10 protein-coding genes are annotated in these 10725 nt (G+C 56.3%); 4 read left to right on the forward strand and 6 right to left on the reverse strand.

Annotated features, from left to right (window positions below; translation table 11 throughout):
* Positions 1 to 33: 33 nt before the first annotated feature.
* Positions 34 to 1155: a hypothetical protein gene (locus AC6T8Q_RS13700; protein WP_500679610.1), complete on the forward strand. Its 1122-nt coding sequence runs from the start codon at positions 34 to 36 to the stop codon at positions 1153 to 1155.
* Here AC6T8Q_RS13700 and AC6T8Q_RS13705 read toward each other — a convergent pair.
* From AC6T8Q_RS13705 to AC6T8Q_RS13720, 4 genes are all read right to left on the reverse strand, one after another.
* Entirely contained in the window at positions 1152 to 1457 is a 306-nt protein-coding gene (locus tag AC6T8Q_RS13705; RefSeq protein ID WP_500679611.1) for a polyhydroxyalkanoic acid system family protein, read from the reverse strand. The genes AC6T8Q_RS13700 and AC6T8Q_RS13705 overlap by 4 nt on opposite strands.
* A 104-nt stretch (positions 1458 to 1561) precedes the next feature.
* Complete coding sequence (locus tag AC6T8Q_RS13710) at positions 1562 to 1813, reverse strand: hypothetical protein (protein WP_500679612.1); 252 nt, start codon at positions 1811 to 1813, stop codon at positions 1562 to 1564.
* 143 nt (positions 1814 to 1956) lie between these two features.
* Positions 1957 to 2715: a (5-formylfuran-3-yl)methyl phosphate synthase gene (locus AC6T8Q_RS13715; RefSeq protein ID WP_500679613.1), complete on the reverse strand. Its 759-nt coding sequence runs from the start codon at positions 2713 to 2715 to the stop codon at positions 1957 to 1959.
* Positions 2712 to 3245: a hypothetical protein gene (locus tag AC6T8Q_RS13720; protein ID WP_500679614.1), complete on the reverse strand. Its 534-nt coding sequence runs from the start codon at positions 3243 to 3245 to the stop codon at positions 2712 to 2714. The genes AC6T8Q_RS13715 and AC6T8Q_RS13720 overlap by 4 nt, the downstream gene beginning before the upstream one ends.
* A 199-nt stretch (positions 3246 to 3444) precedes the next feature.
* On the opposite strand from AC6T8Q_RS13720, the gene AC6T8Q_RS13725 reads away from it, so the two are divergent.
* On the forward strand, positions 3445 to 5061 hold the full coding sequence (locus AC6T8Q_RS13725; RefSeq protein WP_500679615.1) for a sodium:proton antiporter: 1617 nt from the start codon (positions 3445 to 3447) through the stop codon (positions 5059 to 5061).
* A 120-nt stretch (positions 5062 to 5181) separates the two neighbouring features.
* Entirely contained in the window at positions 5182 to 6378 is a 1197-nt protein-coding gene (locus AC6T8Q_RS13730) for a ribonuclease D (protein ID WP_500679616.1), read from the forward strand.
* A gap of 24 nt (positions 6379 to 6402) precedes the next feature.
* Here AC6T8Q_RS13730 and AC6T8Q_RS13735 read toward each other — a convergent pair whose 3' ends face one another.
* Together AC6T8Q_RS13735 and bioB are read right to left on the reverse strand one after the other, a co-directional pair.
* Positions 6403 to 8700, reverse strand: a complete 2298-nt coding sequence (locus tag AC6T8Q_RS13735) for a COG1361 family protein (RefSeq protein ID WP_500679617.1) — start codon at positions 8698 to 8700, stop codon at positions 6403 to 6405.
* A 249-nt stretch (positions 8701 to 8949) separates the two neighbouring features.
* Positions 8950 to 9918, reverse strand: a complete 969-nt coding sequence (bioB, locus tag AC6T8Q_RS13740; protein ID WP_500679621.1) for a biotin synthase BioB — start codon at positions 9916 to 9918, stop codon at positions 8950 to 8952.
* Between the two features lie 240 nt (positions 9919 to 10158).
* Between bioB and AC6T8Q_RS13745 the strand changes: the two genes are divergently transcribed.
* Positions 10159 to 10710 (forward strand): PSP1 C-terminal domain-containing protein, encoded by a 552-nt coding sequence (locus AC6T8Q_RS13745; RefSeq protein WP_500679618.1) that lies wholly within the window; start codon positions 10159 to 10161, stop codon positions 10708 to 10710.
* Positions 10711 to 10725: the final 15 nt, after the last annotated feature.

A 10725-nucleotide genomic window follows, 5' to 3' on the forward strand; every position in this document is an offset into this window, starting at 1 on the left:
CCGACAAAAAACCCTTGCCAAAAATGCAATCGCATGCTGCGCTTTGGCCGTCAGATTTCCTGGCTGGCGGCCACCTGCTGGTGCATTGCTGGCAATTGGGTGGGAAATACCTCTCTCGTGGCCGACGACCAACTGGCAGCGGCACTCACCCGCCCCCTCACAGCCACGTGGCAAGGGCGAGAATTAGCAGCCGTTCTCGCCAGAATCGCTGCCACCCAGCATGTGGAGATTTGTCTCGACCGCCGTGTTGATCCTCAACAGACAATCGATGTTAAGATTCAAGATCTACCGCTCGCAGATGTTCTTAACAAACTGACCGAGTCAAGATCACTCGGCTGGGTGGAACTGGATAATTTCATTTATGTCGGTCCCAGCGACTCCGCGCGCGATCTGCCGACACTCACGGCAATTGCCAGGAACTCGCTTGCTAAAGTTTCCGCAAAAGACCGCAAGCCTTGGCTAACGGAATCCAGCGTCGCTTGGCCGCGACTAAGTGAACCTCGCGCCGTATTAAATGAATGGCTCATGTCGGCGGGGATCGAACTCGACAATCCCGAAGCGATTCCGCACGATCTTTGGAACGCCAAGGAACTGCCATCGATGTCGCTCATCGATCGCGTGGTGTTGCTGCTCGCGGGCTTCGATCAAACGTGCCAAATCTCGAACAACGGGAAGTCGTGCAAGATCGTGCCCATCGAACGGCCCGTGCTGCTCACCCGCGAATACCGTCCCGGCAACCAAATGCGCGAGTTCGTGCAACAGCTCCAAGACATTGCGGGGGTCAGCATCAACCGCAGCGGCAGCAACATCGCGGTCACGGGGCGAGTTGAGGATCACGAGCGCATTAAGCAACTGCTTGAGGGTAACACTCCCCCGAAAAAAGAGTTGCCAAAACCCAAGGGCCGAAGATCCGCGCAAGTCTTCAGCTTGCGATTAGAAAATCAACCCGTGGGAAAAGTGATCGCTCAACTCGCCGCGCAGTTGGGGCTGGAAGTGGTTTGGAATTCAGCACTGAGTGCTGACTTGCAAACGAAACTCGTTTCGTGTGATGTGGTCGACGGCGATTTGCCGACGCTACTCGGCGCGATCCTATCGCCGGTGGGGCTCGCCTTTGAACTCAACGAAAAGCGGCTGGAAATCTTGCCTGCGAATTAGGTTCGCAAGATTTGATCGACTCGCGACTTCAATTCCGATTCGATTTTGCCCTTAAACATCATCGCTGCAAAGGGAATATCGGCGTTGACGACAACCTTGTCGTTTTCAACGCCCATCGTGCCGTCGAAGCGCATCCCCATCGTCTTGAAGCCAAACGACAGGATATTTCCAGCCCATGACTGGGTCAAATCTTTGACCTGATCGCCAAATTGGCTTTGATAGAATTCTGCCTTGTTTTCCAAACGCCGCTTGGCTTCCTCTGCAGTCAACGCGTGAGGAATCGACATATTAATTTTGGGCACGATATCTTCCTAACGAAGTGGTACTTGGTTCGAGGACTGTCGCAAAGCGATGATCCTAAAAGATACGCAAATCGAGGAAAACGTGCAAACCAAGGGCTAGCAGCCTATTGTTCGTCGTCGTATTCCGTACGATCGTGGCCGTGCCAAAGCGGCAGGCCTGTCCGCACGCGGTCGGCCAGCACGCTTAATTTTTCGCGCGTGCCGGGCATGGCTCCGGTGGGATGAAATCGATTTTCTTCAATTTCAGCGGGCTCGTAATCCCAATCCCCATCTTTGATGGCATCCAAAATCGACTTAAGCACGGCTTGATTCCCCCAAACGCGCAAACAACGAATGCCCAAAAAAAAACACTTCATCCTAAGATCGCTGCGAGATACCCCGCCTGGGTTCTGGCTGCGATCACCAGTGCCACTCAAGTTGACTTGCCGACTAATCGTCAATAAACCAAAGTTCACATCCGCGAGTATCGCTGATTTTCGGGTCGAGTCAAGCAAATTCCCTAGTTCAAAGTTGTTAAAACTGTTTGGTAAATTTCACCGCAACAATTGAGTTTGCTTAGCTCGCTTTGCAACAGTTTGACCAACTCGGTATCTATTCGCGCCAAACGATTGCCGCCGCATGCCGCGCCACGCACGGCAACGACATCCACCGGCAAATCGGCAAGTTGCGTGAAGTCTGCGGCTCGCAAATTTCCGGCAATGACGGTGGTCATGCCCCCCAGGCGAGCGATATGCATGAGGCGTGCAACTTCCGTGCGCGAAAATATTTGCAAGCTCGATGCACTTTTCTTTTCAAATGTATCAATCAGCAAGTATTGACAACCAACTTCTCGGGCAAGTTGCAACACCTCGTCCGGGTGCGGTGCGCAGGCGGCTTGCCAATCCGCATAAATGACGGCGGCAAGCTGCTTACCGGCATGATTGACAGCTTGAAACGCCTCGCACCAAAGAGAAGTCCAATCGTTGCATTTCGTGCAGTTACTGAGACCAAGTTTCACAACTTGAACTTCTGGAACCGACAGCAACTGCTGTGCCTGTGATTGATTCCACTCTTTGAGTTCACCCAAAGCCGCGGAAAGAGAACAACGGCCATCAACGACTTGGGCAACCCGCCGCGCCACGTCGACCGACACGGCACCGAGGGCACCAACATGTGGCTCTTTGCAATCGATCCAGTCCGCCCCACCGGCCAGCGCATCCGCCGCTTCCTGCTCATCGCGCACGCTCACCAATAATCGCAAGCGCTCTGGAGAACTCATGACGCTTGACCCGCGACTTCACGAGAGACTTCGCTCAGCCGCCGATTGAGCCGGCGAATCACTTCGTTGGTTAATGGTTCACACCACGTGCCGCGAATCGACACATAGCCTTCGCACCATTTGCCGAGAGCGGGCTTCACTTCCAGCCGCATCCAGTCGGTTTCTCTTTGAGAAAGTCGCGCGACCAAGTTGACGGTCTCTTCACGGTCTTCGGCCACACCAGGCAGATGCGCGGGGCCTTGTCCTAAAAAGAACGCCTCCACAATCTGCACCGGCACCGCAATCGGCTTTCCAGCGCGCAAATAAAACAAGACATGCCCATCGGAATAAGCCACACGCGGCCGCAGGATTTGTCGCACCACAATCGCGATCAAACAGGCCCCCACGAGTGCCCCGGCGATGCCGAATATTCTCAAACCCGCAGAAGTTGTCGTTGCAGCCAGAATCGCCGACGCTGCGCACAGAATCACGCCAGGGATTGTCCCAACGACAAGGATGCGGCGATTCGAACGGAGCCAAATTTCAGTCATGGATCGGAAAGCAACACAAAATAAAAGCACTCTGAATCAGTTGAGTTTATCTTTGCATCATCGCTCGTGATAGCGCCTTATGTTTTCGCGCAGAATCGCCCAAATAGCGGTGGACACGTTTTGCCAAGCTGTTTAGTCTGGCAAAATCCATGGGTGGACCACTGATTTTCCACGGTGCGATGAACCGAAAGCAGCAAAAATGACCGCTAACGAGCAAACCAGTTCCGGCCGCGGGGTCGTATGGGCCCTCCTGGCCATCATAGGCATCTATATTGCCACGGCTGTGGCAGGGTATCCGCAATACGCCACACAACTTGCTTCGGCCCATCACGAAAAACACGCGGGAGAGCAGCATGCTGCCCCCGAGCAGGCCAACGTGGAACACGTCGCCACGGCCCCTCCCTATTGGACCATCACCCCGTTCGTTCTGCTTTTGGGCGCGATTGCCGTCTTCCCATTGATGCACAAGACCGAGCATTGGTGGGAAAGCAACCTACACCGCTTTTACGTCGCCGCCGGCTTGGGCCTGATCACGCTCGGCTACTATGCGTTTCTGCATCGGGCCCCCGTCGATGTTCATTGGCCCGCCCACTCGGTGGTGAATGCCGCCGAGTCTGGCGTGCAGACGGGGTTTGTCTCGGCCATTCTAAAAAACGCGATTCTTTCTGAGTTCATTCCGTTTATCGTTCTGCTGTTTAGTCTGTACACTATCGCCGGAGGCATCCGCATCGAAGGGGATCTACGTGCCGATCCCGTCACCAACGCCGCCATCATGTTCGTCGGCGGACTACTGGCGAGTCTCATCGGCACAACCGGCGCCGCCATGTTGCTTGTGCGGCTCTTGTTAGAAACGAACCGTGAGCGCAAGCATGTGGCTCACACTGTCATTTTCTTCATCTTCATCGTTTGCAACTGCGGCGGCTGCTTGCTGCCCATCGGCGATCCGCCGTTGTTTCTTGGCTATCTGCAAGGTGTTGAGTTTCTCTGGACACTCAACCTGTGGCCATCCTGGCTGACTGTGAACGGCTTGCTACTGATCGTGTATGTCATCATGGATCGCTTTTTCTTTTATTCCAAAGAAACGATCCGCGACATCGAACGCGACATCGAGCAAACTCGCAAACTGCGAATCAGCGGCCTCAAGATTAACGGCCCGCTCCTTGTCGGCGTGGTCATCGCGGTGGCGCTGCTCGACCCCAACAAGGCCTTTCCCGGCACACAGTGGCATGCCTGGATGTACTTGCGCGAAATCGTGCAGCTGACCCTGGTTGCGATTTCGCTCTACTTCGGGCAAAAGTCGGTTCGCATCGCCAACGATTTTAATTTTGGTGCGATCATCGAAGTCGCGGCCCTTTTCATCGGTATCTTTATCTGCATGCAGCCAGCCCTGCAAATCCTCAGCGAGCAGGGGGCTTGGATCGCTTCCAAGCTCAGCCCTGGCGGCTACTTCTGGGCCACGGGCATACTTTCTTCGTTCCTCGATAACGCCCCCACGTATTTGGTCTTCTTCCAAACGGCGCAAGTCCCCGGCGTGGGTGGCCCCACCGCGGGCGTGCCCGAAACGATTCTCATTTCTATCAGCCTCGGCGCGGTTTTCATGGGCGCGATGACCTACATCGGCAACGGTCCCAACTTCATGGTCAAAGCCATCGCCGAGAAATCCAACGTCAAGATGCCGAGTTTCTTTGGCTACATGGCTTACAGTTGTCTGATCCTGTTACCCATTCTGATCTACAACCAATGGCAGAATTTTGACCACGGCGAGCCGACCACTCCGCCTGCGGTCGTCGAACCCGTTGAGCAAACACCACAATAAAACGCGGCTTGTGAAATCCGTGTTAAATCGCGTAAGATAAGGCACCGTGCCGGTCGCTCTGTGCAGTTGCTTGGGCTCGGTCTTGATCCGCTCCCATCCTGCTTGCTTGACTTCTCACCCGTGCCTTCACCGATCATTACAGACCCGCAAGCTCTCGAGCAGCTTTGCGAACGACTTCAATCGGCGTCGATCATCGGCATCGACACCGAATTCGTTTCCGAAGACACCTTCCATCCGCAGCTCTGCCTCGTGCAGGTGGCGACGGAACATGATTTGGCCGCGATCGATCCCTTGGCACTCGCCAATCTCGATCCGTTCTGGAAGGTGATGACGGCTGGCGATCACATCACCGTATTGCACGCGGGGCGTGAGGAACTCAATTTCTTTCTCCGCTCGCCCGTCGCGGCACTACCAAAACATATTTACGACGTGCAAATCGCCGCAGGCTTTTGCAGCAACGAATTCCCGTCGTCCTACAGTTCTGTGGTGAGCAAATTCCTCGGCCATCAGCCCGCCAAGGGGGAACAACGTACCGACTGGCGTCGCCGGCCGCTCTCGAGCGCGCAAGTTAATTACGCACTGGAAGATGTTCGCTATTTGCTGCCGCTCCATAAGAAGCTCACGCAGATCCTTAAGAATCTCAACCGCGATGAATGGCTCGATGCCGAGATGCGATTGTGGCAGGACGAAATCGTCGCCGCGAACAGCCGTAGAGATTGGCGGCGCGTTTCGGGGATCGGCAAGCTCAGCCCGCGCAATCTGGCCATCGTCCGCGAATTGTGGAATTGGCGCCAGGCCGAGGCCCAACGGCGCAATCAGCCCGCCAAGCGAATTCTTCGCGATGACTTGCTCGTGGAAATCGCCAAACGCAAAATTGATTCCCCCGATCAAATCATGGCTATTCGCGGCATGGACCGTGGGGGAGCGAAACGCAAAGCTCAAGACCTCGCTGACTGCGTGACGCGTGGCTTGGAAGGCCCGGTTGAAAAGCTTTCCCGGGGATCGCGTAGTGACGAGCTACCGCCGCAGCTCAATTTGCTCGGCCAGTTTCTCGCACCCGCATTGGGCACGATTTGCCGCCGCGCAGAAATTGCCACGAGCATGGTCGGCACGGCCACCGATGTTCGCGAATTGATTGCCTACCGCATGGGCGTCGGCGGCGATACCATTCCGGTGCTCGCCGAAGGCTGGCGGGCTCAACTCGTCGGCAACGTGATCGACGACCTCTTGGCCGGCACACGTTCGATTCGCATCGCGAATGCGCTCGCCGACGATCCGCTCGTCTTCGAGAAGGTTGAACCTCACAAACCTAGCTAGACAACCACGCTAAACCGCAAGCGACTATCGGGTGCCCACGGCACTGGGATCGTTGGAATAGGCCGTCTCGCCATCTTCCCAGCGATAGTCGTCCTGATAGAACTTGGTCGTTTCTTCGGCGGCTAGCTTGATGTCCAGATCCTGGCAGGAAACTTCCGCACGGAAAACATGCGTCCCCGGCTGCGTGGCCACGGCACGAATCTTCAGCACCAATTCCTCGCCTGCTGGCAACGTGTTGATCGGATGAATGCTCACCCGGCCGTCACGCACGGAGAATTGAGCTCCTTCGACCGCGTTGGGATCGATGCCCGCCGAGAACAAGCCGACCACACCCACGTTTTGGGCATCAATGCTGCCCCGATTGCGAATGCGAATCTCGTAGATCGCCGTTTCGCCAACAGGCACGGGACCTTTCGGATCGCTCACCGTCAGTTTCAAATCCGCGACGGCGATCACGTTGGTTTCGATTTCTTTGGAACTCTTGAGATCACCGCTCACTGTTTGAGCGGAAACTTCAAAACGGTTCGTGCCGGGGCGGTCGATCTGGCAGCACATCTGCACAAACTCAGCTTCGCCCGCGGGAACACCCTCGGGAATCTGCCAACTGATCACGCCGTTTTGCGTATCGAGTTTGTAACCTTCGCTCGCAGAAACCAGCTTAGCTCCTTCGGGAAGTTTGACCCGCATCGCGACCGGTTCGGTGCCTGCGGTTCCTGTGTTACGCACTCGGAAAAAGTACGAAGCTTCGGTCCCCGTGTACTTTTCTTGGGGACCACGCCAATCAAGTTCCAATTCCGGCTTGCGGCAGAGCACTTTGCGAATCGCTTCGGAGTGCAATCCGCCAGCTCCAGTGGCCGAGGCCTTCATCACCAAGTCACCCGCTTCGCGAGCGGTTAGTTCGAGTTCAATTTCCTTGCTGGCACCCGCTTCCAAAATGCCAACCGTGTGCGAGCTCGCCGAATCTTCGTCGCCACCCGGTGGCACAAGTTTGATCACAACATTCTCCGCCACACCGGTCCCCGGATTACGCAGCGAAAGTTGGAACCGCTGAGCTTTATTGAACAAAACTTCCTGCGGGCCCGAAATCTTCATTTCGAGCTTGGGTTCTTGGACTTCAACCATGGCTTGTGATGCCACCGCAGCTTGGGTCCATTCGACCGATAGGTGCAGCGGTTTGCCGCTACGCGGAATCAACCGCACCGAGAGTGACTGTGCCGAGCGGCCCGAAAGTTCCTGCAGTTGCCACTTCAACGTTCCCGCGCCATCGGCTTCGATTCGCTCGACCACACCGCTTGTGGTCATCACGTCGACCACTTCAGCCCATTCAGGAATACGAATTTCAGCCGCCAAGGTACGTGCCGTCGCTTCGCTGGAATTTTCCAAAGTCACGCGGTAAGTGGCTTCGCGGCCGACGAGAATCTGCCGCGGGCCTTCCACGCGCGAAACGATCACGGGTTGCTTGGTGTTGAGCAACATCTCGCCGCCTGCGGTCAACATACCACCACGGGCGCTGTTGCTGCGTGGCACGGCCGGTTGGCGTGGTGCGACATAATCTTGTGTGGGACTCGCAAATCCGTTCTCGGCCTGTTCTTCAAAGGGTTCGGATAACGATTCCTTTGGCTCAGCAACTTCGCCGGTGCTTGGATCCAAGCTTTCCAACTGCTGCCGCAAATCGTTCATCGCTTCGGAGCGACCGCTATCACTGCCCGAGTTGGCTTTGTTGATCAATGCCTGACGGAGATCGAAATTCTGCGTGTCGGCCGATGGTTGACTCTTGTTGCCACGAGGCAACGGTTCAATCGGTGCCGCATCGCCCAATTCTTGCTGCTCGACGGCGAGCAGATCATCGAGTGCGTCTTGAAGTTCGTTCTCGCGAGTCGTCGCCGGAGATCTTCTGGGCGAACCATTGGCCGCTGTTGTGATTCGTTTGGCCGGCGCACCGCGACGAGCCGACGTATCAAACACTTCATCGCCCAATTCAAAATCGTCAACAGCCACTTCCTGCTGTTCGTTGCTGCCTCGATCGAAGAAGATGCCCTTGGGCAGCAAATCGCCAGGCTGAGTGCGTGGGGGAGCGGTCCGCGCCACGCGCTGCGGCGATTGGTTACCGCCGCGGTTGCCGGAAGATTGTTGGTTGTTGGCATAAGCCTCCTCTTCGTCGGGAGTCTTATCGCCCAAAAAAGCGTTCTTGATCTGGCCCAATCTCGAGGCCAGCGATGTGCCGCCCGGCTTGCGATAGCCGTTCGTCTGCGCCGAGCTTTCGCAAGCCATCACAGCCACAAGGGCCACCACAACCAATCCGTTGATCCATCCGCGAGCCATAATCGCAATCCCTGCCGAGGAGTTAGGACGTACTTTAGTTCGTCTCGGAATTTATCGGCCGTGACGCCTGGGAAAGATAAACCGAAATCCAAAAGAATTCCGGTCAAACAAGCTGGGAAAAATGACAAGAATAGGTCGCCGTCTTTGAGCGGGTTTCTGCGTCGGGTGCCACAGCTGGCTTGCCCAGCAGTGCATGAATTGCATTGAAAGAAAAGTTACTCCGTAGCAGCTGAGAAACTCAGACAAATGCTAGCAGCAACCCGGTCCCGTAGACTTCGTCACTTCAAATCCCAAATCGCGAATCATCTGATAATCCGCTTCGGGGAGTTGGCCCTTGGTGGTGAGATAATCCCCTACGAAGATCGAGTTCGCGGCGTAGAGGCCCAAGGCCTGCATGCTGCGGAGTTGAAGTTCCCGGCCACCGGCGATGCGGAGCTCGCGATCGGGGTTCACCAGCCGAAACATGGCCAGCACTTTTAAGCAGTAGTTCGGCGTGAGCTCATGCTTGCCCGAGAGTGGCGTGCCGTCGATCGGGTTCAAGAAGTTGACGGGGATCGACTCGACGCCAAGCTCGCGTAGCTCGAGTGCCATATCGACCACGTCGCGCGGGGCTTCCCCCATGCCGATGATTCCGCCCGAGCAAAGTTCCATCCCCGCGCTCCGCACAGCCTTGAGCGTGTCGACACGATCTTGATATGTGTGCGTCGAGCAGATCTCGCTGTAGAACTCACTCCCCGTGTTGAGGTTGTGGTTCACCTTGTCGACGCCACATGCCTTCAGCCGATCCGCTTGTTCCTGCGTCAACAATCCTAAACACGCACAGATTTCGAGGTTGTACTGTTCTTTGATTTCGGGAACCAAAGTTTCGACCGCCTTCATCTCGCGCTCGTTGGGCCCGCGGGCCGAGATCACGATGCAGTAGGTTTTGGCATCACGCTCCGCCGCGGCCTTGGCCCCGGCGAGAAGTTGCTCGCGATTGAGCAAATTGTAGCGGGGGATCTCGGCGTCCGAAATTTTCGATTGCGAGCAGTAGCTGCAATCTTCGGGGCACAATCCGCTTTTGGCGTTCATCAAAAAATAAAGCTGAACGCTCTTGCCAAAATAACGCTGCCGCACGCGATAGGCCGCGTGCATCAGGTCGAGAATCTCATCATCGGGACAAGCCAAAACCTCAGCAGCTTCCTCGGGGGTGACTTTGCCGCCATCGAGCACCCGCATTGCCAAGGCTTGCCAGCGGCTCGCGGTCTTCGATTCGACGGCAGTTTCAGATTGTTCGGCAAGCGTGGCGTTCGTCATGGTGAGGCTAAATTGGGGGTTAAAAAACGGGCAAAAACTTCATCCTAGTATGAGCAACTCTCTTGATTTCACAAGGCCAGAGCCATTAGCCGGCATTGCCCCGATACCGGTCCTGCCCAAAGCCAGCTTGGCATACAGCACGCAAACCGCCAGAATGAGGCCATGGGATATCACCTCGTCCGTTACAGTCTGCTCGGCCACGTGGGCCGCTTTGTTGCCGTCGACGCCACACGCTATCCGCGAAATGCGCGTGTGATTGTCCGCAGCGCCCGCGGGCTGGAAATCGGCGAAATCCTCGCCGTGCCCGAACCCACCGAGCAGCTTCTCGAAACCGACGGCCAAATCTTGCGGCGGGTGACGGTCGAAGACGATCTGCTCGCCGCCCGGCTCGAAAAGCACCGCCACGAAGCCTATCACGCGTGTTGCGATTTGCTCACCGAGGCGCAAATCCCGGCTGTGCTGGTCGACGTCGAGCACCTGTTCGATGGCCAGGGGTTATTCTTTTATTTCTTGGGGGAAGTTCCGCAATCAACCGCCCCGGTGATGCAGCAACTGGCCGACCTGTACGAAGCGAAGGTCGAGTTTCGCAAATTCGCCGACACGCTCACCGAAGGCTGCGGCCCCGGTTGCGGCACCGAAGAAGCCAAAGGGCAGGGGGGCTGCGCGAGTTGCACGTCCTGCGCGGTGGCGAGTGCGTGTGGGACGAAGAAATAGTCTCACGCAGAGGCG

Origin of the sequence: Bythopirellula sp. (genome assembly GCF_041737835.1) — a bacterium.
In the GTDB taxonomy this organism is placed as follows: Bacteria; Planctomycetota; Planctomycetia; order Pirellulales; family Lacipirellulaceae; genus Bythopirellula.

Excerpts from the sequence above, each read along its gene's own strand:
- AC6T8Q_RS13700 (WP_500679610.1), top strand. The coding sequence starts at position 34 with ATGCTGCGCTTTGGCCGTCAGATTTCCTGGCTGGCGGCCACCTGCTGG.
- AC6T8Q_RS13710 (WP_500679612.1), bottom strand. The coding sequence starts at position 1,813 with ATGAAGTGTTTTTTTTTGGGCATTCGTTGTTTGCGCGTTTGGGGGAAT.
- AC6T8Q_RS13715 (WP_500679613.1), bottom strand. The coding sequence starts at position 2,715 with ATGAGTTCTCCAGAGCGCTTGCGATTATTGGTGAGCGTGCGCGATGAG.
- AC6T8Q_RS13720 (WP_500679614.1), bottom strand. The coding sequence starts at position 3,245 with ATGACTGAAATTTGGCTCCGTTCGAATCGCCGCATCCTTGTCGTTGGG.
- AC6T8Q_RS13725 (WP_500679615.1), top strand. The coding sequence starts at position 3,445 with ATGACCGCTAACGAGCAAACCAGTTCCGGCCGCGGGGTCGTATGGGCC.
- AC6T8Q_RS13735 (WP_500679617.1), bottom strand. The coding sequence starts at position 8,700 with ATGGCTCGCGGATGGATCAACGGATTGGTTGTGGTGGCCCTTGTGGCT.
- bioB (WP_500679621.1), bottom strand. The coding sequence starts at position 9,918 with ATGCGGGTGCTCGATGGCGGCAAAGTCACCCCCGAGGAAGCTGCTGAG.
- AC6T8Q_RS13745 (WP_500679618.1), top strand. The coding sequence starts at position 10,159 with ATGGGATATCACCTCGTCCGTTACAGTCTGCTCGGCCACGTGGGCCGC.